Genomic DNA, 23,673 nt, shown 5'->3' on the forward strand with positions numbered 1-23,673 from the left:
GCGGGCGGGCAAGTCAAGTCCGCCATCGGCCCGACCCGGGCCACTCCGGCTCGGTATTGCTGGCCGAGTACCTGTTCCAAAAGGCTTTTTGTCGATCACTCATGATGAAAATCGCTCACGATTCGTTTGCTGGCTCTTCTTATTTCAGCCACAGGCGCTAGCTTTTCGTGACATATCGATGACAGCTCAATGACGCTTTTGTGTATGGTCGGGGGAATTGTAAGGTGGCAAGGACTAGGAAGGGCGCTGGCAAAGCCGCGCCACAGTTTCTGGAAGGCGATCCGGCCACCGGCTATCTGCCGGGCCGGAAATGGCCTGTTATCCGTTATGGCCTCGTCAGCCTTCTCGCTGCCGCCATCCTGGTTTTTGCGATCGAACTGATCGTGCGCGGCGACTTTGCCGGTACCGTCGCCTTCTTCCTGCAGCCCTTCAAGCCGGGCTGGACCACCATCATCATCTTCGCGCTGATCCTGATCGGCCTCGATGCCGTGCTCGGCCGCAGCCACCAGAGCCTGATGATCGTCGCGCCGCTGACCCTGGCGCTGGCCTTCGTCGGCCATCAGAAATCGCTTTATCTCGGCGATCCGCTCTATCCGACCGATTTCCTCTATTCACGCCAGATCGTGGCGCTGATGCCGCTTCTGGTGCGCGAACGCCCGGGAACCGCCCTCGCCTTGGCGGTCGGCATCGTCGGTGGGCTGTCGCTGCTCGTTTATGGCTGGCGGCTGTGGCGCCGCCGCGTGCCGGCGCTCAGCCGCAAGGGGCGCCTTGCCCGGCTGACGCTGACCGTGCCACTGCTCGCCTTCTTCGTCTCGATCATGGACTATGCAACCTTCTCGTGGACGCGTGACCGGCTGCAGATCATCCCGATCATGTGGGACCAGAAGGAAAACTACGCCTCCAACGGTTTTGCGCTCGCCTTCGCGCTCAACGTGCCGATGGCCCATGTCTCGGCGCCTGCCGGCTATTCCGACAAGTCGATCGCAGCAATCGACAGGCCTGATGTGACGGCCTCGGTACCGGCCGAGAAGCCCGACATCATCATCGTCATGAGCGAATCCTTCTGGGACCCGACCGAGCTGCCCGGCGTCACCATCACGCCCGATCCGATTCCCAATGTGCGGGCGCTGCGCTCGGGCTATATGTTCTCACCCGAATTCGGCGGTATGACCGCCAATGTCGAATTCGAGGCGCTGACCGGCTTTTCCAACGCCTTCCTGCCGGCCGGCAGCATCCCCTACCAGCAATATGTCCGCGCGCCGGTGCCGTCGATGGCGACGTTCCTGAAGAGCCAGGGCTATGAGACGCGCGCTATCCATCCCGGCACGAGTTGGTTCTGGAACCGTACGCCGGTCTATGCGGATTTCGGCTTCGACGCCTTCAAGTCGGAAGAAAATATGCCATATCTCGAAAAGCGCGGTCCGCTGGCCTCGGACGCGGCGATGACCGACGAGATCATCCGCGAGGCCGACTCCACTGACGATCCGTTTTTCTTCTTCGCCGTCAGCCTGCAAAACCACGGCCCTTACGAGCCGAATCGCTATTACAATCCGACCCACAAGGTGCAGGCGCCGACCAGCCAGTGGGCAAAGGATTCGCTGCTGAGCTTCACAGAGGGTGCATCCGACGCCGACAAGGGCCTTGAGCGCCTTGTCGAATGGGCGAAGAACCGCCAGCGGCCGACAGTCATCGCCTTCTTCGGCGACCATCTGCCGCCGCTCGGACCGGTCTATGTCGAGACCGGCTTCCTCAAGGACAATGTCGCGCCGCGCAAAGAACCGCCTGACCAGATGCTGCTGCATCACCAGACGCCGCTGATCGTATGGTCGAACCGCACAGGGCCGGCCGAGGAAATGGGCGCGGTAAGCCCCGTCTTCCTGCCCTACCACATCCTGACCACGGCCGGGATCAGCCATCCCTACTACACCGGCTTCCTCGGCCAGATGCGCGAGCGCTACAGCGTCGTCGACCGCAATTTGTTGATGACGCCGGCGGGCGAGGCCACGCCGGACTGGGCGCGCAAGAAGAAAATCGACCCGGCCATTCGCGATTTCCGTCTGCTGCAATACGACATGATGTTCGGCAAGCGCCGTGCAGCGCCCGATTTCTTCCCGGAAACGGTGAAGAAGCTCGTTCCGCATACAAGCTGAAGATGCCGCGACATGTCGCCCTTGCGGCGGCGGATTTTCGGCTCGCCCTTGCCTTGCGGCCAAATTCCTGTATAGACGCCCGCAATCTGCCGGTCCTTGCTGGGGGCTGAACGGAGGGCCGGAGGTTTTTTCGAAAACCTTCGTGTGGAGCCAGAAGCGCTTCCGCCTCCCGTGTCTCCGCTCTCGACCGTCTCGTCATGCTCCTTTCTTCCCCGCCCCTAGGGATCGGCGGGTCAGAGAAGTTGCAGAGGCTTTTGCCGCCGGGAACCGGGAGAGAAACGAAGAAAGGCAATAGAACAATATGGCTCTTTACGAACATGTGTTTCTTGCCCGGCAGGACCTCTCGCAGCAGCAGGTCGATGCGCTTGTCGAACAGTACAAGGGCGTCATCTCCGCGAATGGCGGGTCCGTCGGCCGGGTCGAGAACTGGGGACTGAAGTCCCTCACCTACCGGGTCAACAAGAACCGGAAGGCATACTACACGCTGATGGACATCACCTGCCCGCCGGCCGCACTCAACGAGATGGAGCGCCAGATGGGCCTGTCCGAGGATGTGCTGCGTTTCCTCACCATCAAGGTCGATGCGCATGAGGAAGGCCCGTCGGCGATGATGCAGAAGCGCGAAGAGCGCTCGGAACGCGGCGGCTTCGGCGACCGTGACCGCGGCCCGCGCTCGTTCGGCGACCGCGATCGCGGCGACCGTGGCGATCGCCCGCCGCGCAGCTTCGGTGGCGACGCCGGTGCAGACCGTGGTCCGCGCCGTCCGCGCGAAGGTGTTGAAGGGGGTGCAGAATAATGGTCGACATCAACCAGATCCCGACCCGGCGCCCGTTCCACCGCCGCCGCAAGACCTGCCCGTTCTCCGGCGCCAACGCGCCCAAGATCGACTACAAGGACGTACGTCTTCTGCAGCGCTACATTTCCGAGCGCGGCAAGATCGTGCCGTCGCGCATCACCGCCGTCAGCCAGAAGAAGCAGCGCGAACTCGCCAAGGCGATCAAACGCGCCCGCTTCCTCGGCCTGCTGCCCTACGTGGTTCGCTAGCACTCTTTCAGCGGGCGGTTCGCCGCCCGCTTTTCCCACGGCGACGGGCGCCGCAGGGTTGCCATCAAATCCCGGGTTGAGGTGAAGACCTCTAACTGCCGCGACAGGCAGGACAGCGACATAGGCGGCGACGCCCTCAGCTTCCTGACCTGTTCCAAACAATTCGGCGTCGATGCCAGCGATTTGGCGCCCAAACGAAGGAACAAAACCATGGACGTCATTCTTCTCGAGCGCGTTTCCCGCCTCGGTCAGATGGGCGATACCGTCAAGGTCAAGGATGGATTCGCCCGCAACTTCCTGCTGCCGCAGGGCAAGGCGCTGCGCGCCAACGAAGCCAACAAGAAGAAATTCGAAGGCCAGCGCGCCCAGCTCGAAGCCCGCAACCTCGAGCGCAAGTCCGAGGCCATGCAGATTTCGGAAAAGCTCGACGGCAAGAGCTTCATCGCCGTGCGTTCGGCCGGCGAAACCGGCCAGCTCTACGGCTCGGTGTCGACCCGCGACATCGCCGAGTTGCTGACGGCGGAAGGTTTCTCGGTCAACCGCAACCAGATCCTGCTCAACCAGCCGATCAAGACCATCGGCCTTACCAATGTGGCGATCGCGCTGCATCCGGAAGTCGAGGTCACCATCACGCTAAACATCGCCCGCACGGCCGACGAAGCCGAGCGCCAGGCCAAGGGCGAGACGCTGACCACCGCCGAAGCCATCTATGGCGAAGACATCAACGACAATGCGCGCCCGGATAACTTCTTCGACCCCAACGTCGAGTTCGAAGGCGGCGAAGACAACGGCTAATTGGATACGACCAAGCGTCAGAGCGGCGCTCTAAACAATTTCGTCGGCTTCCAGTCATTTCTGGACCAATGCCCGGGCCCCTCGCCCGGGCATTTTTGTGCCAAAAGGAACTTTCCGAACCCCTATATGTTGAGGCAGACTACAGCGCCGCGCGTCCTTTCGACGCGGAAAGGATGCCGTAGAACTTTGGTTTGGCGCATGATCCTTTCCGAAAATCGATTTCGATTTTCGGGGTCATGCGCCAAGACAGCGTGTCTGACCGAGAGGGGACGTTGGTCATGAATATTCTGCTGAAACGCATTCTCGACCGCCTGGTGCGCACCGGCAATCTCAAAGTCACCGGACCGAAAGGCCTCTCGGTGATCTTCGGCGACGGCAGCGGCGATCTGGTGCACATGCACATCAAGACCGCGCATGCCGAGCGCGCCATCACCTTCGATCCGATGCTGGCGGTGCCGGAAGCCTATATGGACGGTGAACTCGACATACTCGAGGGCGGCGTGCTGGGGGTGATGCGCATCGCCTTCCAGAACATGGGTAGCGGCGGCATCGACGCCACCTGGTCGAAGGCGATCGAGGGCCTGCGCCACGCCTTCCGCCGCCTGCAGCAGATCAACACGGCGGCGCGCGCGCGCCGTAACGTGCAGCGCCACTATGATTTGTCGGGCGACCTCTACCGGCTCTTCCTCGACGAGGACATGCAGTATTCCTGCGCCTATTTCGAGCAACCGGACATGACGCTCGATGAGGCCCAGGCCGCAAAGAAGCGCCACATCGCCGCCAAGCTCAGGCTGAAGGCCGGCCAGACGGTGCTCGACATCGGCTCCGGCTGGGGCGGGCTCGGCCTCTATCTCGCCAAGTCCTTCGACGTCGACGTGCAAGGTGTGACGTTGTCGACCGAACAGCATGGCGTCGCCACCGACCGCGCCCATGCGCAGGGCCTGGAAAACCGCGTGCATTTCGAAGTGAGGGATTACCGCGAGCTCAACGAGCGCTTCGACGGCATCGTCTCGGTCGGCATGTTCGAGCATGTCGGCGTCAACCACTACCGCACCTTCTTCGACAAATCGGCGACGCTTTTGAAGCCGGACGGCGTCATGCTGCTGCACACGATCGGCCGCTCCGGCGCGCCGTGGGCAACCAGCGCCTTCATCCGCAAATACATCTTTCCCGGCGGCTACATACCCTCGCTCTCTGAAGTAATGCCTGCGATCGAAAAGTCGGGCCTCATCGTCACCGACATCGAAATCCTGCGGCTACATTATGCCGAGACGCTGAGGCATTGGAGCGAGCGCTTCGCCGCCAATCGCGACAGGGCCAAGGCGATCTATGACGAGCGTTTCTGCCGCATGTGGGAGTTCTATCTAGCAGCCTCGGAAGCAGCCTTCCGCTGGCAGGATCTGGTGATCTTCCAGATCCAGATCGCCAAGAAGAACGACACGCTGCCGATGTCTCGCGACTATATGGCCAAATGCGAGAAGGCGCTGGAGATGCGCGACATGGGGCATCGCCCAAAAGCCCCTGCCGCCAAGCCCGCGCGACGCCGCAAGGTGGCAGACACGGAATAGACTGTCGGCGATCACGCCATTGCCGCTTGCCATTGCCGGCCCGCACGCTGAAAAAGGTCTCGTCGCCGCCGCGAGACCTTTTTCATGACCTATCTCATCTACATCGTTGCTGCCCTTGCCGAGATCGCCGGCTGCTTTTCGATCTGGGCGTGGTGGCGGCTGGAAAAGTCACCGTTGTGGCTGGCGCCGGGCCTGGTCTCGCTCGCTTTGTTCGGCTTCCTGCTGGCGCTGGTAGACATCAGCGCGGCGGGCCGCGCCTATGCTGCCTATGGCGGCATTTACATCGCCGCCTCGCTCGGATGGCTGTGGCTGGTGGAAGGCGTACCCCCCGACCGTTGGGACCTCGCCGGTTCCGCGCTCTGCATCGTTGGCGCCTCGGTCATCCTGCTCGCACCTCGGGGTGCCTGAGCTATGGAACTGCCTATCCCGCTTCGACAGGGCGTCGAGCGCCTCCTCGAAAAAGTGCCGCTGCCGACGCTGAAGCAAGCGGCAAAAACGCTGTCGGACCGCTACCGCGCCGAACTGCGCGACGGGCGCCTGCACATGGCCGAGGAGATGGCGGTCAAGGCCTATCTGGCGACGCGGCTGCCGGCGACCTATGCCGCCGTCCATGCCAGCCTCGATGCGGTCAGCGAGGCAAGGCCCGATTATGCGCCCAAAACCCTGCTCGATGTCGGCGCCGGCCCTGGTACCGTGCTTTGGGCTGCGCTCGATCTCTGGCCCGCCTTCGAGCAGGCGGTGCTGATCGAGGCGAGCGCCGCGGTGCGCCGGGTCGGCGAGGCGCTTGCCACTGAGGCGATGACGGCCAGCATCGCCTGGCTGGCCGGCGATGTCACCATCGACCTTGCCGATCTCAAGCCGGCCGAACTGGTTACCTGCGCCTATGTGCTGGACGAGATCGGACCGGCGTCGCTGCCAAAACTCATCGACCGGCTCTGGCGCCTGACCGACGACACGCTGCTGGTCGTCGAGCCGGGCACGCCGGCCGGATGGCAGCGCATCCTTGCCGTGCGCCGACAGATGATCGAGGCGGGCGCGCATGTGCTTGCGCCTTGCCCGCATGAGGCGCCCTGCCCGCTCGCGCCGCCCGACTGGTGCCATTTTTCGCGGCGGGTCGCGCGCTCGCGCCTGCACCGGCTGGCCAAAGACGCCGACGTGCCATGGGAGGACGAGAAATTCATCTACGTCGCCGCCTCCCGCCAAGCTGTTGCCGCACCGCAGGCGCGGGTGATCGCGCCGCCGAAATCGGGCTCCGGCAAGGTCCTGTTGAAACTTTGCGAAAAGGCCGGCAGTGCCGACGAGAAACTGTTCACCAAGCGCGACGGCGATGTGTTCAAGGCGGCGCGGCGGCTCGACTGGGGCGACGCGCTGCCGGAATGATTGGCAGCTATTTTCCTGTTTTGTTCTCGCCCGAGAACGGCTAGGCTCGCCATCTTGATTCGAGTCAATCAAGATTCTTTCCACCGAAAAATCTTGGCTGTGAATCGCGGGCACCAAAGCTGATTGGATGGGCACTGATGCAGATAAGTCATCACCGATTTATCCCGTTCTGATATCGAGAGACCGGGATCGAAATCGGGGACATCATGGCAGAGGCAGCACGAAAATTCGGCGTGGCGGAAACACCGCTCTATCGCGAGGCACCGAACAACATCGAAGCCGAGCAGGCGCTGCTCGGCGCCATCCTCGTCAACAACGACGCCTTCTACCGCGTCTCGGATTTCCTGAAATCCGGCCATTTCTACGAGCCACTGCATCGCAAGATCTTTGAAGTAGCCGCCGAGCTCATCCGTATGGGCAAGATAGCGACGCCGATCACGCTGAAGACCTTCCTGCCTGCCGACGAGAAGGTCGGCGACATGACGGTTGCGCAATATGTCGTGCGGCTGGCCGTCGAGGCGGTCACCGTCGTCAACGCCGCCGACTACGGCCGCGCCATCTATGATCTCGCCACGCGACGCGCGCTGATCACCGTCGGCGAAGACATGGTGAACATCGCCTATGATGCGCCAGTCGACATGTCGCCGTCCGAGCAGATCGAGGATGCCGAACGGCGCCTGTTCGAACTGGCCGAAACCGGCCGCTACGATGGCGGCTTCGAGAGTTTTTCCGATGCTTTGAAAAACGCCGTCGACATGGCGAGCGCCGCCTATATGCGCGACGGCCATCTGTCAGGTATTGCCACAGGCCTGCGTGATCTCGACCACCGCATGGGTGGACTGCAGCCATCCGACCTGATCATCATCGCCGGTCGCCCCGGCATGGGCAAGACCTCGCTTGCTACGAACATCGCGTACAACATCGCTGCCGCCTATGAGCCGGCACCACAGGCCGACGGCTCATTCAAGGCGGCCAATGGCGGCGTCGTAGGCTTCTTCTCGCTCGAAATGTCGTCGGAACAGCTCGCCACCCGTATCATTTCCGAGCAGACCGAAATCCCATCATCGAAGATTAGACGTGGCGATCTGACTGAAGCTGACTTCGGAAAGCTCGTTGCCTACACCCAAGAAAATCACAAACGCCCGCTGTTCATCGATCAAACGGGCGGTATTTCGATTGCTCAGCTCGCGGCTCGCGCCCGCCGACTTAAGCGCCAGCGCGGGTTAGATGTGATGGTCATTGATTACATCCAGCTCATGCAGGGATCGACTGCCAAAGCCTCGCAAAACCGCGTCCAGGAAATCACTGAGATTACCACCGGCTTGAAGGCGCTTGGAAAAGAACTCAATGTTCCAATTATTGCTCTTTCACAGCTTTCGCGACAAGTCGAAAGCCGGGATGACAAGCATCCTCAGCTGTCGGACTTGCGCGAATCAGGCTCAATTGAGCAAGACGCTGACGTGGTGCTCTTTGTGTATCGCGAGGAATACTACATAAAGAACAAAGAGCCTGAGAAAAACACGCCAGAGTACCTCACTTGGGAAACGAAAATGAGAGAGGTTCAAGGCAAGGCCGAGGTGATCATTGCAAAGCAGCGCCATGGCCCAACGGGCACTGTTAGCCTTGCCTTCCAGGGCGAGTTCACCCGCTTCTCCGACCTCGCCGAGGAGGATCATCTGCCGGACAGGTTTGAGTAGCCACTTGTCTGACGTCGCACTAAAGATGCGGGATAGCAGCGCTCTACGGCGCCCCCCTCTGTCCTGCCGGACATCTCCCCCACGAGGGGGGAGATTGGCCGTCACCTACGCCGGCCCCCTTTTCTGCAACGCTGAAAATTGGCGAAGCCCGACGCGCAATCCGATCTCCCCCCAAGTGGGGGAGATGTCCGGCAGGACAGAGGGGGGCGCTGTCCCGCTGCCATATCTGTCATGGGCATTTACCAAACACGACGCGGGCCACGCCTGATGGCCAAATCGCGCATCCAGTTCATCTGCCAGAATTGCGGTTCGGTGCATCAGCGCTGGGCCGGCAAATGCGATGCCTGCGGCGAGTGGAATACGCTGGTCGAGGAAGGCACGTCCGGCGGCATCGGCTCGGGTCCGGCCAACACCCGCAATGCGCGCAAGGGCCGCGCCGTGGTGCTCACGACTTTGTCCGGCGACATCGAGGACGCGCCGCGCATCGTCTCCGGCATCGGCGAACTCGACCGCGCCACCGGCGGCGGCTTCGTGCGCGGCTCGGCCCTGCTGGTCGGCGGCGATCCCGGCATCGGCAAGTCGACGCTGTTGACCCAGGCTGCCGCAGCACTGGCGTCCAAGGGCCACCGCATCGTCTACGTCTCGGGCGAAGAGGCGGTTGCCCAGATCAGGCTGCGTGCGCAGCGGCTCGGCGTCGCCGATACTCCGGTGGAGCTTGCCGCCGAAACCAATGTCGAGGACATCCTCGCCACCATTGCCGACGGCAAGCGGCCGGATTTGGTGATTCTGGATTCGATCCAGACCTTGTGGACCGACATGGCCGATTCGGCGCCCGGCACCGTCACCCAGGTGCGTGCCGCCGCCCAGGCGATGATCCGCTATGCGAAATCCACAGGCGCGGCGATCGTGCTCGTCGGTCACGTCACCAAGGAAGGCCAGATCGCCGGGCCGCGCGTCGTCGAGCATATGGTCGACGCGGTGCTCTATTTCGAGGGCGAAGGCGGCCACCACTACCGCATCCTGCGCACGGTCAAGAACCGCTTCGGACCGACCGACGAGATCGGCGTCTTCGAAATGTCTGATATGGGCCTGCGCGAGGTCGCCAATCCGTCCGAGCTTTTTCTCGGCGAACGCCATGCGAAAGCGCCGGGCGCCGCGGTTTTCGCCGGCATGGAAGGCACTCGACCGGTGCTGGTCGAGATCCAGGCGCTGGTGGCGCCGTCGTCGCTGGGCACGCCGCGCCGCGCCGTCGTCGGTTGGGACGGCGCCCGGCTGTCGATGATCCTCGCCGTTCTCGAAGCCCATTGCGGGGTCCGCTTCGGCACGCATGACGTCTATCTCAACGTCGCCGGCGGCTACCGTATCTCGGAGCCGGCTGCCGATCTGGCGGTGGCGGCCGCACTGGTTTCCTCGCTCACCGGTCTTGCCCTTCCCGCCGATTGCGTCTATTTCGGCGAAATCAGCCTTTCGGGCGCCGTGAGGCCGGTTGCGCACGCGCAGCAGCGTCTGAAGGAAGCCGAAAAGCTGGGTTTTGGAAGCGCGGTTCTGCCCTTGGGCAGCGAGGAACTTGCCGGCGGGATAGGGGCCGGCGCTTTCCAACCCACCGAGCTTGCCGATCTCGTGGCGCGCATAGCCGGCTCACGGCGCAGCCGCGCCGACGAGCAAGAGTGACGCGGCTCATGAAGTGGGGCAAAAGACATGCCGATTACGCTGCTGGACGGAATTCTCGTCGGCTTCACCTTGGTCTCGGCGATGCTCGCCATGGTTCGCGGCTTTTCACGCGAGATCCTCTCCGTCGTCTCCTGGATAGCGGCGGCGGCTGCGGCGTTTTTCTTCTACCAACCAGTCCTGCCTTACGTTCAGCCCTATGTCGACAATGAGAAGATTGCCATGGTGGTGGCCGCCGGCATCGTCTTCATCGTCGCGCTGATCGTCGTCTCCGTCATCACCATGAGACTCGCCGACTGGATCATCGATTCCAGGGTCGGCGCGCTCGACCGCACGCTCGGTTTCCTCTATGGCGCGGCGCGCGGCATCCTGGTCGTCGCGGTGGCCCTGCTGTTCTTCAACTGGCTGGCCGGCCCCAAGGCTCCGAGTTGGGTCGCCAACGCCAAGTCGCGGCCGCTGCTGGAATCGATCGGCGCCAAACTCGAAAGCCTGCTGCCCGAGGATCCGGAAAACGCGATCCTCAACAGGCTCAATCCGAATCAGCCGGCACCCGAGACCGGAGCCGAGACACCTCCGGCGGCGGACGCACCCGCAGCGGACGCACCGGCAACCGGCGACGATGCTCCGGCGCTCGACGGCAGCGAGACCAACGCGCCACCAGCCGACAATGCACCGGCCAATCCGGCGCCGGCAAACTGACGATCATGTGAAAGCCGCAAACTCTACGTTGCTCTCGAGCAGTCATCACACTATATAGCGACTTTAGCGGAGCTGAAGATGGCAGACGCAGACGACGTGCTTTCCGCCGAGGCTGACGATCATTTCCATGACGAATGCGGTGTGTTCGGTATTTTTGGCCGGCAGGACGCTGCGGCTATCGTCACGCTCGGCCTGCATGCGTTGCAGCATCGCGGCCAGGAAGCGGCGGGTATCGTTTCCTACGACGGCACCCAGTTCCATGTCGAACATCATGTCGGCCTGATCGGCGATACGTTCACCAAACAGCGCGTCATCGACAGCCTGCAAGGCAACCGCGCCATCGGCCACACGCGCTACGCCACCACAGGCGGTGCCGGCCAGCGCAACATCCAGCCGTTTTTCGCCGAGCTCGCCGATGGCGGCTTCGCCGTCGCCCACAACGGCAACCTCACCAACGCCATGACTGTGCAGCGCGCGCTTCAGAAACAGGGCGCGATCTTCTCGTCGACCTCCGACACCGAGACGCTGCTGCATCTGGTCGCCACCAGCAGGGAACGCGATCTCAACTCGCGCTTCATCGATGCGGTGCGCCAGGTCGAAGGCGCCTTCTCGCTGGTGGCGATGACTTCAAAGAAGATGATCGGCTGCCGCGATCCGCTCGGTATCCGGCCGCTGGTGCTCGGCGATCTCGACGGCGCCTGGATCCTGGCTTCCGAAACCTGCGCGCTCGACATCATCGGCGCCCGTTTCGTGCGCGACCTGAAGCCCGGCGAGATGGTCGTCGTTACCGCCAAGGGGATCGAGAGCCTGTTTCCCTTCGAGCCGCAAAAGACCCGTTTCTGTATCTTCGAATATGTTTATTTCGCGCGTCCGGATTCGTCGGTCGAAGGCCGCAACGTGTACGAGGTGCGCAAGCGCATCGGCGCCGAACTGGCGCTCGAAAGCCCGGTCGAGGCCGACATCGTCGTGCCGGTGCCGGACAGCGGCACCCCGGCGGCGATCGGCTTTTCGCAGGCCGCGGGAATCCCGTTCGAACTCGGCATCATCCGCAATCACTATGTCGGCCGTACCTTCATCCAGCCCGGCGATTCGATCCGCCACATGGGCGTTAAGCTCAAGCACAATGCCAACCGCCGCATGATCGAAGGCAAGCGCGTCGTGCTGGTCGACGATTCGATCGTACGTGGCACCACCAGCCAGAAGATCGTGCAGATGGTGCGCGATGCCGGCGCCAAGGAAGTGCACATGCGCATCGCCTCGCCACCGACGCGCGCTTCCTGCTTCTATGGCGTCGACACGCCGGAGAAGTCGAAGCTGCTTGCTTCGCGCATGTCGGTGGAAGAGATGGCCGAGTTCATCCGCGTCGATTCGCTCGGTTTCCTGTCGATCGACGGGCTCTACCGCGCCGTCGGCGAGGCCGGCCGCGACAATGAGCAGCCGCAATTCTGCGACGCCTGCTTCACCGGGCAATATCCGACCCGGCTTGCCGACTTCGAAGGTTCGGACAATGTGCGTACGCTGTCGCTGCTGGCGGCAGGAGGTTCGTAGGTCTTGCTGCAATCCGCGAATTTCGCCGGTTGCAAATTTCGTCGCGATTGCTGTGTCGCGCCCCCTCTGTCCTGCCGGACATCATAGAGCGTTAACCTTCGGAGCTGCCCGGTGACCCCTGCCCTCGACCTTTCCGGCCGCGTTGCGGTCGTCACCGGCGCCTCGCGCGGCATCGGCTACTTCATCGCCTTGGAACTTGCCGCCGCCGGAGCGCATGTCGTCGCGGTTGCCCGCACCGTCGGCGGACTGGAGGAACTCGACGACCAGATCAAGGCGGCGGGCGGACAAGCCACGCTTGTGCCGCTCGACCTTGCCGACATGGCCGGCATCGACCGGCTGGGCGGCGCCATCCACGAGCGCTGGGGCAAGCTCGACATCCTGATCGCCAATGCGGCGGTGCTCGGCGTCATCTCGCCGATCGGCCATGTCGAGGCCAAGACCTTCGAGAAGGTGATGACCATCAACGTCACCTCGACATGGCGGCTGATCCGCTCGGTCGATCCGTTGCTCAGGCTCTCCGATGCCGGCCGCGCCATCGTGCTTTCCTCCAACGCCGCCCATTCGGCGCGGGCCTTCTGGGCGCCCTATGCGGCGTCGAAGGCGGCGGTTGAGACGATGATGCGTTCCTGGGCGCATGAGACGGAAAACTTGGCCCTCAGGGTCAATGCCGCCGACCCCGGCGCCACCCGCACCGCCATGCGGGCGCAGGCGGTGCCCGGCGAGGATCCGGAGACGCTGCCGCATCCTTCAGAGATCGCCAAACGCATCGTACCGCTGGCCAGCCCTGCGCTTAGGGAAACCGGGCTGATCTTCCAGGCCAAGCACAGCCGCTTTGTTGCCTACCGGCAGCCGGAGTAGACGCATCGCGCATTTTGACGGAAGAATTGCGCCGCCACCGACGTTATTGGAATGCCAATTTTTCCCAAACGGAGGACCACCATGCGCAGACTGCTTCTCGTCACCGCAGCTGCATCGCTAGCAGCCGTCGGCGTCGCATCCTCACAGGATGCGACGATGAGCTTCTTCGTCACCAGCGTCGGCTCGGGCAAGGGCGCCGATCTCGGCGGCCTCGCGGGCGCCGATGCGCATTGCGGCTCGCTGGCCGAAGCCGCCGGCGTCACGGGCAAAACATGGCGCGCCTATCTCTCGACCAGCGACACCGACGCACGCGATCGCATCGGCAAGGGACCGTGGTTCAACGCCAAGGGCGTCAAGATCGCCGACGATGTCGCTTCGCTGCATAGCGATGCCAACGCCATCACCAAGCAGACGGCGCTCGACGAAAAGGGCGAAGTGGTCAACGGCCGCGGCGACAAGCCCAACCGGCACGACGTGCTCACCGGCTCCAAGCCCGACGGCACGAAAATCGCCGACCAGACCTGCGGCGACTGGACGCTCAGCGGAGCAGAAGGTGCGGCAATGACAGGCCATCACGACCGCACCGGTCTCGACGATTCGGCCGCCGCCAAATCGTGGAATTCCTCGCACGCTTCACGCGGCGGCTGTAGTCAGGAGGCGCTGAGGAGCACCGGCGGCGACGGCCTGTTCTACTGCTTTGCCGTAAACTGAGCCGTTCCAACAGACGTAGGACATTCACGCGGGATGTGATGCCGTGGCGAACCACCGCGCCCGGCCGCGCTTTCGTCGATTGCGCGGAGTTGATAGGATCGCCCGACTCCCACAACAAACGAGGAAATCCCATGGCGGCTCCAAGCGTAGCGTTGGTCTGGTATCTGGTGATTGCCGGCCCGCAAGGCGGCATGGTGGTGCTGCCCAGCACGTTCGACACCCGCGAACAGTGCACCTCCGCCGTCACCGAATATCAGAAGCAGCCAACGCCGGCCGGCTGGTCGGTGCAGTGCGTGCCGAGCGCCTCACCCTTCGCCGACGAGGGCGAAAGTGAATAAAACTGGCAGCGCGCGTTTCAGCGGCGCGCGCTCACCGTCAGTTCCGGCCTGGCATTGATGGTCTGGAACACCACGCAGTAGCGTTCGGTCAGCTTGAGCAGCGTGTCGACGCGCTCCTGTGGCTCGTCGCTGTCGAGGTTGAAATTCAGCCGGATGGCGCGGAAGCCGACCGGCGCATCTTTTGCCACGCCTAAAGTGCCGCGAAAATCGAGATCGCCTTCGGCCTCCACCGTTGCGGCGCCGAGCTTGAACTCCAGCGCCGTCGCCACCGCCTTCAGCGTTACGCCGGCGCAAGCGACCAGCGCCTCCAGCAGCATATCGCCCGAGCACAGTTCGAGCCCCGAACCGCCGGTTGCCGGATGCAGCCCGGCAACGGCGAGCGCCCTGCCGGTCTCGACCTTGCAGGCGATCGACTGGTCGTCGATCGAGCCCTTGGCCCTTAGCGTGACCAGCGCGCTCGACGCGTCTTCGCGATAGGCCTCCTTGAGCGGCGCCTGCATGGCCTTCAGTCCGGTGGCGTCCATGTCCAACCCTTTCGGCAGTCGGCTTTATCGCTCGTCAGGATACTCGAATAGAACCGGCCTCGATTTCACGACATTTGGATCAGACTGACAAGCTGTCCAGACATTGCCGCGTCGTTAGACCTGGTGCCCTTTCATGCGACCCGGGGCCGCCACGCAATGACGCCATCCGTCCGCGCCCGTACCTCGGGTGAGGCCAGGCAGGTGGCGACGGCCTCATAGCCGGGCGTGCCGGGGTACCGGGCGACGTACGTTGGCGAGCTGTGATTGGCGGGGCAGAGGATGATCGCTTCGTCGGTGCCGACAGCCGCCAGGTCCAGTATCGCGCAGGAGCGCGTGAGCAGAAAAAGCAGTCGACCGCCGGGGCCGCGGCGACGCAAATGGGCGATCAGGGCTTCTTGCGAAGCCTGGTCCAGCCCCCGTTCAATCATGTCGACGACCAGGATGGCCGGACCTTCGGCCTCCAATCCGGCGAGCAGAACGATCAATGCGTCCGACACCGCGGCGCCGTCCTCGACGAGCCAGGCCAGCGTCTGATCAACCCGCGACCTGAGAGCGGGGTCGGCGTCCACGCGCGCCAGAGCCGCCGCACGGCCATTCGCCAGTCGGTCCAAGCCGAGGAAGGCGGCGTTGGGCAGGGTCTCGGCCAGGCGCTGCGCCAGCCGGGTCTTGCCACTGCCCAGCGGACCGATGATGTAGTTCAGCGGTCGGATATGTCCCAGTTCGAACCGCTCGCCGCCCCAGGGCCAGGGAAGGTCGAAAGCGACGCTGAGCGTAGCCTCTGGCGCCATCAGGCGCGCCAGTTCCGCGGCGCTTGGCGCTTCGCCTCGAGCGAGGTCGTCCCGCAGGCCACCGATCTTCTCTATTACGCCGACAAGCTGGCGCAGCCGGCTCTCGAGTACTGCCTGGTGTGCGGCCAAGGCCGGCTCCATGCCCCGGGAGTCACCCTCCAACACCCGCGCCACCTGGGCCAAGCTGAAGCCAAGCGCGCGCAGGGCCGCGATCTCTGCGGCGCGGCTCATATCGACAGGACCGTAGGCCCGCCATCCGGCCGCGGTGCGGATCGGGGCGATCAGGCCGCGCTGCTCATAAAGCCGCAGGGCTTTGGCCGACACCCCGAGCCGGCCGGCGGCTTCGCAAGCACTCAGGAACTGGGCAGAAGAGCTCATGAATCACCTCGTTGCTGTTGACCCCCTTCTATCGGGGCTGACCCAAGGGCCGAGTCAACAGGGATGTTAGCGGTGTGTTTCGCAGGAGCCGTGGGAGAGGGATGGTCCTTCGTGTCGAACTGACACATCGGCTTGATGAGATGAATAGACTGCGCAGCTAAGCCCTGTTCAGCCGCATCGGCCGGACGGGATGCCCTCGCCGCCAGCCCTGCCCCAACGCAAGCTCGCCGCTGGCGCAGCACCGCGCAGGGTTCTGCCCGTGTAACGTACGCCCTGACCCTGATCGTCGCGGCCGGCCTGCTGATCATCGGCAACGAACATTCCCGCAGACGGCTGTAGGATGTGGCAAAACCCCTGCTGACAGTATGGTGTCAGGACAAGGCAGCATAGTCTGGTGACATGACGGGATCCCTAACCATGCCTGACACCGCCGCCGAGCGCACCCTTGGCATCATCCTGGTTTCGGCGTCGGCGGCGGTGTTCGGCCTCACCGGCGTATTGACCAAGTCGATCTATGCCGACCCGCTGACCATCACCTGCTGGCGCGGCTTCGTCGGCTCGATCCTGATCACTCTCTATGTGCTTTGGCGCCGCCGCCGTTCCGGCAGGCGTGAAAGCCTGCGTCTCGGCTGGCGCGGCTGGCTGCTGGCGATCGAGGGCGCGCTGGCCAGCATCGCCTTCATCTCAGCGTTCAAATTCACCTTCGTCGCCAATGTCGCGATCATCTACGCCACCGCGCCCTTCGTCACCGCACTGCTTGCCTTCATGCTGGTCCGTGAGCGCTTCCGACTGCAGACGCTTGCCGCCGCCGCCGTGTCGCTCAGCGGTGTGGCGATCATGGTCTGGTCCGGCTTCGGTACCGGCCATCTGTTCGGCGACGGGCTGGCGCTGCTGATGACTATCGGCAGCGCGCTCTACATGATCATGGTGCGCGCTTTCCGCGACACGCCTGTGGTGTGGGCCGGAGCGGTGTCGGCGTTTCTTTTGTTCGTGCTCGGCTGGTTCGTCACCGATCCGCTGGCGGTTTCGGCCAGAGACGCAGTGCTGCTCGTCACCTTCGGCACGTCCTTCGCGCTGGCCTCTATTCTGTGGACGGAGAGCGCACGGCTCATCCCGGCAGCCGAATCCGGCCTGCTGGGTTCCGCTGAAGTACCGTTCGCGATCCTGTTCGCCTTCCTGTTCCTGGCCGAGGTCCCACCGGCCGCCAGCATGATCGGCGGCGCCATCGTGCTCTGCGCTGTGTTCGCCCATGCCGGGCGCGACTGGCACGTGGCGAGGCAGCGCTCTGCCTGAGAAAAACTGCCCTGAAATAAATTTGTAAAGTCATGGAACCATCATCGGGTTCAGGCATTGTTGGGTTCGACGGGTCACCCCCAAGTCCCCCCAAACCCCTCGGCCCGTCTAACCTAGAGCCGACCGCAAGGTCGGCTTTTTCTTTTTGCGAATCAGCTTGGTGCCCCTGCCAAGGCAAGGTTGCTGCTGAACAGCGCAGCCAGATGCTGTGCCGGGGGCTCGGCATCCTGCCGCAGCCGGATGGCGAACTCGGCGATGGGAACCGGCGGCAGGCCAAGGTCGTGCGGTGCCTCGACGATGCCGGAATGGGCAAAGCGCGCCGTCCGCAGCGTCAGAGCAATGCCGGCATTCACCGCCGTGCGCAGCCCGGCCAGGCTGGCACTGCCGGCGGCGATGCGGTAGCGGCGGCCAACCGCATCAAGTGCCGTGATAGCCGCTTCGCGAAAGCCGCAATGCGGGTCAAGCAGTGCCAGCGGCACCTCGTCCTGGCGCGAGACCAGCCCCTTTTGCGAACAGAGCCACATCATCGGCTCGCGGAGCACGCCGACTTCGTCCGGCGCCGGCGCTCGGCGCATGGCAATCGCCAGATCGAGGGTGCCGGATTGCAGCGCCTGCGCCAATTCGGCGGAGCGGCCGACGCGCAATTCGATCCTGACGCGTGGATGACTCACGGCGAAGGCCCTGAGCAAATCCGGCAGGCCGCTGTCGGCGAAATCTTGTGTCGTGCCTATGGCCACGCGCCCATCGGCTCGCACGCCCTTGAGGGCCAGCCACGCCTCGCGATGCACTGCCAGGATACGCCGTGCGTGGCCGACCAGATCCTCCCCGGCCGGCGTTAGGACGCGGGCCCGCCCCTGCGGCACCAAAAGCAGTTCGCCGACAATATCCTCCAGCCGCTGCATCTGCGCCGTCACCGCCGAAGGCGAGCGACCGACGATCGATGCTGCCTGCGCCAGCGAGCCGCTGTCGACGAAGGCGAGAAAGGTTTTGAGGAGATCGGCGTCGAGCGTCTGCATAATTCAGTTATATCGAAGTGTTTATCTAAAACAATTCGATTTTTTTGACGCTAAAGCCGTGACATGGTTTTCCCAGCAGCGCGAGACGCCCCCTCAGGAGAAAAGACTAGGAGAAGAGAAATGCCGATCATCAATGTCAGCGTCACCGGCAGGCCCGATGCCGCTCTGTCCGCCACCATAGCCAGGGAGGTGACCGAACTGACCGCAATGCATCTGCGCAAGGATCCGACCATCACCGCGGTGCCATATCCTATCTCGACCCTCAGCACTGGTTCGCCGGCGCCAAGTCGCTGGCCGAGCACGGCGCCAAGACCTTCTGGCTCGACATAAAGGTGGTCGACGGCACCAACACCAAGCTCGAGCTGGAAGCCTATCTCAAGGCGATCTTCGCCGCCTTTGGCCGCTTGCTGGGTGAGATGCACGAAGAAAGCTACGCCTTCGTGCACGAAGTGCCGGCCGCCGCCTATGGCTATGGCGGCAAGACGCAGGAATTCCGTTTCATCAGCGGGAGGTTGAAAGCGGCTTGAAGGGCGCCGTTCAGCCCACGCTCATCCCGCAAGTCATATTAGCGACGGTGAAGCGTAAAAGGCCTGCAGCCAGCCCTGGTTGAGCAGCATTGACGTTGAGCCCACTTCGTCTAGGTTCTCATTGAAGCGGCCAGGAAAGAGCCGCGACGTGAGAATCTGTTGGGAGAGACGCGGCATGACCCTGACACTGGCGCTGCTTGCGGGCCTCGTCGCGGCTTGGCTGCTGATCGCCGTGGTGGAAAAATTCCGCCTCGGCCTGCGCTTCACCCAGGCGCTGCTCTACGTGCCGTTCAAGCTCGCCTACCGGGTCGCCGATGATCGTATCAAGATCGCCCGCAGAACAGCCGCCCCGGTCATTTACGTTATTTCGCACCAGTCGCGTCTCGAACCGGCGCTGATGCTGTCACTGCTGCCGGAAGACACGCTGCACATCCTCGACGAGGTCTCGGCGCGATCGCCCTGGCTCGAACCATGGCGCGAGCTTGGCCGCACCATCGCTTTCAACGCCGAGCATGTCTTCGTCAGCCGCCGGCTGGTGCGGGTGCTGAAGGGCAAGGGCCGCCTTGCCGTCTATCTGCCGGATGCGGTCGAGCCTGATATCAAGACATTTCGCCTGTTTCGCGCCGTCACCCGCATCGCCATGCAGGCCGACGCCCGCATCGTCCCGATCTTCGTCGCCGGCGCGCGCACCCTGCCGGTATCGCTGACGCCGGCGGACAAGGCGCCGCGGCGCTGGTTTCCCCTTCTGTCGATCAGCGTGCTGGAGCCAATGACCATCGCCGAGCTGGTGGCACGAAATCCTGATCAGTCCTCGAACACCAATGCGCTGTTCGACCGTGTCTCCGAAGCCCGCCTTTTCGGCAGCGATCTTAACCGCGGCCTGTTTCTCGCCATACGCGACGCCGCCGACCGTGTCGGCGCCTCGCATCCTATCGTCGAAGACGTGGTCAGCGGCACGCTGAACTACAGAAAGCTGTTCATCGGCGCGCGGGTGCTGGGCCGCCGCTTCGAGGCGGTGACGGCGCCGGGCGAAGCGGTTGGACTGCTGCTGCCCAACGCCAATGGCGTCGTGCTGTCGCTCATTGGCCTGTTGTCGGCGAGCCGGGTGGCGGCGATGATCAACTACACCGCAGGCCCGGCCAGCGTGACCGCCGCCGTGCGCACGGCGGAGATCCGCACCGTGGTCTCGTCGCGCGCCTTTGTCGACAAGGCCAGCCTCGCTGACATCGTCGCGGCGGTAGAAGAAGGCGGCGCCAAGCTGTTGTGGCTGGAGGATGTGCGGGCCAGCGTAACCGTACTGGACAAGCTCGCTGCCGCCTTGCTGTGGCGCTGGCCGCAGCAGCCGCAGAATGCCGCCAAGCCAGCGGTGATCCTGTTCACTTCAGGCTCGGAAGGCACGCCCAAGGCGGTGGTGCTGTCGCACAGGAACCTTCTCGTCAACGCCATGCAGGCCGAAGCCCGCATCACCATCTCACCGGCCGATATCCTGCTCAACGTGCTGCCGGTGTTCCACTCGTTCGGGCTCACCGGCGGCACCATCCTGCCGCTGGTCACCGGAGTGAAACTATTTCTCTATCCCTCGCCGCTCCACTACAAGCTGATCCCCGAGGTCGCACGCAAGGCAAGGCCGACCGTCATGTTCGGCACCGACACGTTCCTCGCCAACTATGCGCGCACCGCCAAGGACGGCGATTTTTCCAGCCTGCGCTTCATCGTCGCCGGCGCCGAGGCGGTGAAACCGGAGACACGCCGCGTCTACCGAGAGCGTTTTCAGGCCGAGATCATTGAGGGTTTCGGGCTGACCGAGGCGTCACCAGTCGTTGCCGTCAATACCGCCATCCACGGCCGCGACGGCACGGTCGGGCGGCTGTTGCCGGCCATGCGCATGAAGCTCGAGCCGGTCGAGGGCATTAGCGGCGCCGGACGGTTGTGGCTCGACGGGCCGAATTTGATGATGGGCTACATGACATCAGATAGGCCCGGCGAATTGCAACCGCTCGACGGCTGGCACGATAGCGGCGACATCGTTTCGGTCGACCGCGAAGGCTTCATCACCATTCGCGGCCGGGCCAAGCGCTTCGCCAAGATCGCCGGCGAGATGGTGTCGCTGGGCGCAGTCGAGATGCTGGTGCAGTCGCTATGGCCGGAAGAGCACCACGCTGTGGTGGCGGTGCCGGACAGGCGCCGCGGCGAGCGCATCGTGCTGGTCACCACCGCTGATGACGCCGACCCCGATGAATTGCGCAAATTCGGCAGACAAGCCGGTGCCGCCGATTTGATGGTGCCGAACGACATCGTCAAGGTGGAGGAAATCCCGGTGCTGGGTTCAGGCAAGACCGACTATGTCTCGACCCGCAAGCTGGCGATTGACCGGCTGGGGCTCAGCGCGGCAGCTTAGCGCTTAGAGGACCACCACTGACAACAGCAGGATGAACCCGACCGCCATCATCAGCAGGCCCGGCCAGTTCTGCGACAGGCCAAGGAAACCGAGTCCGCGCCGCCGCGGCTCAAGTGTCGGGCCCGGCGTTGCGAGATTTGGCGTCGAGCGATCGGGCGCCGCGCGAACAGGTGCCGGATCGCTGAGCCGCCCGCGCCATAGGACTGCGCCAGCCATGTACACAACGCCAGCGACAATAAGCAACGCACCAATGAGAACGACAGCCATTTCTCCTCCCTCTTCTTCAGCTCCTGCGCCTGGCACAGCAACTTGAGAGGTTGGTAGCAAGGCGCTTCGCGAGGTCGCTCGCCTCGCCCGCTGAGACAAAACGGTCAAGATGCCCGGCAGGTTCCCGCTAGAGCGGGATGCGTCCGAATTGAACTGGGCATCCCGCTCTATCTATTTGTTTTAGCTGCGTTTCTGCGACGCCAAGTGATTCCACTTGGCTGCAAATGCTCGAGGTGACCGTCGGAGCGAATTGGCGACAGGCCTGTCAGCCGATGTCTGAAGGCGGCACCTTCTCGCCCTCGCGCTTGGCGCGCCTGGAATAGGCGCGCACGCTGAACGGCAGGAACAGCAGATAGCCGGCGACCGACGCTGTCAGCGTGTACCAGGGGTAGGTCATCAAAAGCAGGATATAGAGGACGACGCCGAGGATGATCGGCAGCACCTTGTCGCCCGGGACTTTCAGGCTCTTGCCGGAATAGACCGGCAGCCGGCTGACCAGCAGGAAGGCGACCAGAACGGTGAAGCCGCCAGCGACGAAGGCGGCAGGGCGGGTCGGCTCCACACCAAGCCGCAGGAAGTACAGATAAAGCGGCAGCATCACCAGCACTGCACCCGCCGGCGCCGGCACGCCGACGAAATACTCGGTTTGCCACTGCGGGCGATCTGTTTCTTCGTCGAGCACGTTGAAGCGAGCGAGTCTCAGCCCGCAGGCGATGGTGAACAGGAGCGCGGCAATCCAGCCCGGCGAGCCGGCCTGGTCGAGCAGGAAGGCATAGAGCACCAGCGCGGGAGCTACGCCGAAATTGACGATGTCGGCCAGCGAATCCATCTGCGCGCCGAATTTGGACGTCGCCTTCAGCATCCGCGCCAGGCGGCCATCGATGCCGTCGAGGAAGGCGGCGAGCAGCACCATCACCACTGCCGGTTCGAAACGGCCTTCGAAGCCGAAGCGGATGCCGGACAGGCCGGCGCAGATGGCGAGCACGGTGACGAGATTGGGCAGCACCATGCGCATCGGGATTTCATGGATGCGCGGACCGCCGCTGCCATGCGCCTCGAATTTCTTGAACGGCGCGCCCACGGCTCAGGACACCCGCACGAGCGGCGTTGCGGCAATGCCGCCGAATTCGGCCAGTATGGTTTCGCCACCGACCGCGGTCTGGCCGACGGCGACACGCGGCGTTGCGGCCGACGGCAGGAATACGTCGACGCGCGAGCCGAAGCGGATCAGCCCAAAGCGCTCGCCGATGCCGATCGCGCCGCCGGTCTCGGCCCAGCAGACGATGCGCCGCGCCACCAGGCCGGCGATCTGCACCGCGGCCACCGTGCCGTTGGGGCTGTCGATGACCAGGCCGTTGCGCTCGTTGTCGGCGCTCGCCTTGTCGAGTGCAGCGTTGAGGAACTGGCCCGGCCGATGCTCGATCCTTGTGATGCGGCCGCGCACCGGCGCCCGGTTCACGTGGCAGGAAAAGACGTCCATGAACACCGAGATGCGGGTCATCTCGCCGCCGCCGAGGCCAAGTTCGCGCGGCGGCACGGCCGGACCGACCGCCGTGATGATGCCGTCGGCTGGGCTCACCACCAGCCGGTCGTCGACAGGCGTGACGCGCTCGGGATCGCGGAAGAAATAGACGCACCAGGCGGTCAGGATCAGGCAGACCCAAAACAGGATCGAAGAGAAATAGCCGAGGAAAAGCGTCACCGCTGCGAAGGCGGCGATAAACGGATAGCCTTCGCGATGGATCGCAACGAACGTTTTCTTGATCGTGTCGACGAGGTCCATGGAATGGAAACAGCCTAGTTTCAGGTCCGGCCTCAATAGCGGAAACACCCTGTGGCCGCAACGCAACAATGAGCGAAAGCCGGTTCGGCGGCGGTTGCGTTGGGGCACGTATCCGGTTCACGCATATTGGAACCGATCCGGCCTTTGCGAAAAAACCGTCGCAGTTGTCGGCGCGCGGCATCCTCGCCCGTCCTTGGTGAGAGGCGCTTTATATCGGCCGAGTGGGGCGCCTACGGCACGAAA

General features: G+C 63.7%; 22 protein-coding genes and 1 pseudogene. 17 read left to right on the forward strand and 6 right to left on the reverse strand.

The window, feature by feature from the left end; genetic code table 11:
- Nucleotides 1-224: 224 nt before the first annotated feature.
- The 14 genes from IHQ72_RS26050 (at nt 225) to IHQ72_RS26115 (ending at nt 14,456) form a co-directional block, all read left to right on the forward strand.
- Entirely contained in the window at nt 225-2,150 is a 1,926-nt protein-coding gene (locus IHQ72_RS26050; protein WP_258118179.1) for an LTA synthase family protein, read from the forward strand.
- A gap of 301 nt (nt 2,151-2,451) precedes the next feature.
- Nucleotides 2,452-2,946 (forward strand): 30S ribosomal protein S6, encoded by a 495-nt coding sequence (gene rpsF, locus IHQ72_RS26055; protein ID WP_029354402.1) that lies wholly within the window; start codon nt 2,452-2,454, stop codon nt 2,944-2,946.
- Nucleotides 2,946-3,194 (forward strand): 30S ribosomal protein S18, encoded by a 249-nt coding sequence (rpsR, locus tag IHQ72_RS26060; RefSeq protein ID WP_006203718.1) that lies wholly within the window; start codon nt 2,946-2,948, stop codon nt 3,192-3,194. The genes rpsF and rpsR overlap by 1 nt, the downstream gene beginning before the upstream one ends.
- A gap of 210 nt (nt 3,195-3,404) precedes the next feature.
- The gene (gene rplI / locus IHQ72_RS26065; RefSeq protein WP_258118181.1) at nt 3,405-3,989 is read left to right on the forward strand and encodes a 50S ribosomal protein L9; all 585 of its coding nucleotides are present in this window, start codon (nt 3,405-3,407) and stop codon (nt 3,987-3,989) included.
- Nucleotides 3,990-4,267: 278 nt separating this feature from the next.
- A complete protein-coding gene (locus tag IHQ72_RS26070) occupies nt 4,268-5,557 on the forward strand; it encodes a cyclopropane fatty acid synthase (protein ID WP_258118182.1) in 1,290 nt (429 codons plus the stop codon).
- A gap of 84 nt (nt 5,558-5,641) precedes the next feature.
- Nucleotides 5,642-5,965 (forward strand): YnfA family protein, encoded by a 324-nt coding sequence (locus tag IHQ72_RS26075; RefSeq protein WP_258118184.1) that lies wholly within the window; start codon nt 5,642-5,644, stop codon nt 5,963-5,965.
- Between the two features lie 3 nt (nt 5,966-5,968).
- The gene (locus IHQ72_RS26080; protein ID WP_258118186.1) at nt 5,969-6,937 is read left to right on the forward strand and encodes a small ribosomal subunit Rsm22 family protein; all 969 of its coding nucleotides are present in this window, start codon (nt 5,969-5,971) and stop codon (nt 6,935-6,937) included.
- A 206-nt stretch (nt 6,938-7,143) separates the two neighbouring features.
- Nucleotides 7,144-8,634 carry a replicative DNA helicase gene (locus tag IHQ72_RS26085; RefSeq protein WP_258118187.1) on the forward strand — a complete coding sequence of 497 codons (1,491 nt, stop codon included), beginning with the start codon at nt 7,144-7,146 and terminating at the stop codon, nt 8,632-8,634.
- 267 nt (nt 8,635-8,901) lie between these two features.
- The gene (gene radA, locus IHQ72_RS26090) at nt 8,902-10,305 is read left to right on the forward strand and encodes a DNA repair protein RadA (RefSeq protein ID WP_128188121.1); all 1,404 of its coding nucleotides are present in this window, start codon (nt 8,902-8,904) and stop codon (nt 10,303-10,305) included.
- 27 nt (nt 10,306-10,332) lie between these two features.
- Nucleotides 10,333-11,001, forward strand: coding sequence for a CvpA family protein (locus IHQ72_RS26095; RefSeq protein ID WP_258118189.1), 669 nt, complete (start codon nt 10,333-10,335; stop codon nt 10,999-11,001).
- A 78-nt stretch (nt 11,002-11,079) separates the two neighbouring features.
- Nucleotides 11,080-12,549, forward strand: coding sequence for an amidophosphoribosyltransferase (gene purF, locus IHQ72_RS26100; RefSeq protein WP_258118190.1), 1,470 nt, complete (start codon nt 11,080-11,082; stop codon nt 12,547-12,549).
- 111 nt (nt 12,550-12,660) lie between these two features.
- On the forward strand, nt 12,661-13,407 hold the full coding sequence (locus IHQ72_RS26105; protein ID WP_258118191.1) for an SDR family NAD(P)-dependent oxidoreductase: 747 nt from the start codon (nt 12,661-12,663) through the stop codon (nt 13,405-13,407).
- Nucleotides 13,408-13,488: 81 nt separating this feature from the next.
- Nucleotides 13,489-14,118: a hypothetical protein gene (locus tag IHQ72_RS26110; RefSeq protein WP_258118192.1), complete on the forward strand. Its 630-nt coding sequence runs from the start codon at nt 13,489-13,491 to the stop codon at nt 14,116-14,118.
- Nucleotides 14,119-14,249: 131 nt separating this feature from the next.
- The gene (locus IHQ72_RS26115) at nt 14,250-14,456 is read left to right on the forward strand and encodes a hypothetical protein (RefSeq protein ID WP_123149778.1); all 207 of its coding nucleotides are present in this window, start codon (nt 14,250-14,252) and stop codon (nt 14,454-14,456) included.
- Between the two features lie 17 nt (nt 14,457-14,473).
- Here IHQ72_RS26115 and IHQ72_RS26120 read toward each other — a convergent pair whose 3' ends face one another.
- Entirely contained in the window at nt 14,474-14,980 is a 507-nt protein-coding gene (locus tag IHQ72_RS26120; RefSeq protein WP_258118193.1) for an OsmC family protein, read from the reverse strand.
- Nucleotides 14,981-15,111: 131 nt separating this feature from the next.
- Nucleotides 15,112-16,146 carry a MerR family transcriptional regulator gene (locus IHQ72_RS26125; RefSeq protein ID WP_258118194.1) on the reverse strand — a complete coding sequence of 345 codons (1,035 nt, stop codon included), beginning with the start codon at nt 16,144-16,146 and terminating at the stop codon, nt 15,112-15,114.
- Nucleotides 16,147-16,563: 417 nt separating this feature from the next.
- Here IHQ72_RS26125 and IHQ72_RS26130 point away from each other — a divergent pair, with 417 nt between their 5' ends.
- Nucleotides 16,564-17,439 (forward strand): DMT family transporter, encoded by an 876-nt coding sequence (locus IHQ72_RS26130; RefSeq protein WP_258118195.1) that lies wholly within the window; start codon nt 16,564-16,566, stop codon nt 17,437-17,439.
- Nucleotides 17,440-17,591: 152 nt separating this feature from the next.
- On the opposite strand, the gene IHQ72_RS26135 is transcribed toward IHQ72_RS26130, so the two are convergent.
- The gene (locus IHQ72_RS26135; RefSeq protein ID WP_258118196.1) at nt 17,592-18,455 is read right to left on the reverse strand and encodes a LysR substrate-binding domain-containing protein; all 864 of its coding nucleotides are present in this window, start codon (nt 18,453-18,455) and stop codon (nt 17,592-17,594) included.
- Between the two features lie 120 nt (nt 18,456-18,575).
- On the opposite strand from IHQ72_RS26135, the pseudogene IHQ72_RS26140 reads away from it, so the two are divergent.
- A pseudogene (locus tag IHQ72_RS26140) lies at nt 18,576-18,982 on the forward strand (tautomerase family protein).
- A 175-nt stretch (nt 18,983-19,157) separates the two neighbouring features.
- The gene (locus IHQ72_RS26145; RefSeq protein ID WP_258118197.1) at nt 19,158-21,380 is read left to right on the forward strand and encodes an AMP-binding protein; all 2,223 of its coding nucleotides are present in this window, start codon (nt 19,158-19,160) and stop codon (nt 21,378-21,380) included.
- A gap of 3 nt (nt 21,381-21,383) precedes the next feature.
- On the opposite strand, the gene IHQ72_RS26150 is transcribed toward IHQ72_RS26145, so the two are convergent.
- The 3 genes from IHQ72_RS26150 to IHQ72_RS26160 all read right to left on the reverse strand — a co-directional run bounded on the left by IHQ72_RS26150 (nt 21,384) and on the right by IHQ72_RS26160 (nt 23,430).
- Nucleotides 21,384-21,647 (reverse strand): hypothetical protein, encoded by a 264-nt coding sequence (locus IHQ72_RS26150; protein ID WP_258118198.1) that lies wholly within the window; start codon nt 21,645-21,647, stop codon nt 21,384-21,386.
- Nucleotides 21,648-21,912: 265 nt separating this feature from the next.
- Nucleotides 21,913-22,728, reverse strand: a complete 816-nt coding sequence (gene pssA / locus IHQ72_RS26155) for a CDP-diacylglycerol--serine O-phosphatidyltransferase (RefSeq protein WP_258118199.1) — start codon at nt 22,726-22,728, stop codon at nt 21,913-21,915.
- Between the two features lie 3 nt (nt 22,729-22,731).
- Nucleotides 22,732-23,430, reverse strand: coding sequence for a phosphatidylserine decarboxylase (locus IHQ72_RS26160; protein ID WP_258118200.1), 699 nt, complete (start codon nt 23,428-23,430; stop codon nt 22,732-22,734).
- Nucleotides 23,431-23,673 lie beyond the last annotated feature (243 nt).

Source organism: Mesorhizobium onobrychidis, from assembly GCF_024707545.1.
Taxonomy (GTDB): Bacteria; Pseudomonadota; Alphaproteobacteria; order Rhizobiales; family Rhizobiaceae; genus Mesorhizobium; species Mesorhizobium onobrychidis.